Annotated in this window: 1 protein-coding gene; it reads right to left on the reverse strand. The window is 62.3% G+C overall.

Annotated elements, in window-relative coordinates; translation table 11 throughout:
- Positions 1-1,347: tRNA uridine-5-carboxymethylaminomethyl modification enzyme MnmG/GidA (locus U9R81_RS05850; RefSeq protein ID WP_322494576.1), on the reverse strand; the 1,347-nt coding region annotated here is incomplete at its 3' end.
- Positions 1,348-1,570 lie beyond the last annotated feature (223 nt).

Below are 1,570 nucleotides of genomic sequence, written 5' to 3' on the forward strand. Positions count from 1 at the left end.
GTACGGCTCGCGAATCTCTTTGGTGGTCAAATCGTCGATCAAGACGCCGATGTACGCCTCGGCCCGGCCCAGAATTACTGGCGGTTTGCCCTGCACGTAACGCGCCGCATTGATGCCGGCCATCAACCCTTGCGCCGCCGCCTCTTCGTAGCCGGTCGTGCCGTTGATCTGCCCGGCAAAGAACAAGCCGCGCAGCCGGCGCGTTTGCATATCGGCAGTGATTTCGCCGGTTGCGACCGCGTCATATTCGATGGCGTAGCCGATCCGCATCAGCTCGACGTTGCGCAACGCCGGGATCGAACGCAGCATCGCCCACTGTACATCTTCGGGCAGCGAGGTGTTGCACCCTTGTACATACACTTCCGAGGTCGTCCAGCCTTCCGGTTCGAGAAACAGGCTGTGGCGCTCTTTGTCGGCAAAGCGCACGATCTTGTCTTCGATGCTCGGACAATAGCGCGGCCCCACCCCTTCGATAATGCCGCTAAACAGTGGCGCGCGGTGCAGATTTGCGCGAATAATGGCGTGAAATTCCGGCGTGGTATGCACTTGGTAGCAGGGTAACTGCGGTCGCCAGCCATCAAGCTGCGGGTGTGGGTAGACCGGCGCCGGCGGGCCGTGATAGTCCGGCGGCGGTATCGCTTCACCTAATTCAGCGTAGTAGTGGCCGAACGCCAGCGGCTTGTCGCTGCCCGGCTGCAATTCGGTCAACGAGAAGTCAATCGTCGCTGCCGCCAGTCGCGGCGGAGTGCCGGTCTTCAGCCGCACCAGCGGGAACCCCAACGCCGCAAGGTCTTCGCTCAACGCCATCGCCGGCGCTTCACCAGCTCGGCCCGCCCCCCACATTGCCTCGCCGGTAATCGCCCGCCCGCGCAAGAAGGTGCCGGTGGTCAAGATTACAGCCGGCGCGAGATACCGCCAGCCAGTGTGTGTTGTCACTGTAAAGCACTGAGTATCAGCGTTCGGCGGCGCAATCCGTTCCACCATGGCTTGGCGCAGATCGAGATTCGGCATCCGCTCTAGCGTCTCTTTCATCAGCCGCGCGTACAACCGTTTATCGCACTGGGCCCGCAACGATTGCACTGCCGGCCCTTTGCTCTCGTTCAACAACCGGATCTGAATCGCGCTGCGGTCGGTGATGCGGCCCATCAAGCCGCCCATCGCGTCAATTTCTCGCACCAGATGGCCCTTCGCCGGCCCGCCAATGCTCGGATTGCACGACATATGGGCCAGCTTGTCGAGATCAATTGTTAACAGCAGCGTCCGGCACCCCAGCCGGGCCGCCGCGTGGGCCGCCTCGCAACCGGCGTGGCCGGCCCCTACCACAATTACATCGTAACGTGTCTGCATATCAGTGTGTTTATTTGCATGGTGCTATCAATGCGGACAGAACATCTGATTTAGAACCCGGCCCTGAAGGGTCGGGCTAGGGTTACGAAGCCCGCTGCGCGGGCTGCTGACCCTCACCCCCTACCCTTCCCGCTACGCGAGAGAGGGGCGCTGCTACATCCCGCTAGCGCAATGCCTCCGCCACCTATCCAGCGGCTCCCCCTCTCCCACCATCAGGGGGGGG

The organism is Chloroflexus sp., from assembly GCF_034435895.1.
Taxonomy (GTDB): domain Bacteria; phylum Chloroflexota; class Chloroflexia; order Chloroflexales; family Chloroflexaceae; genus Chloroflexus.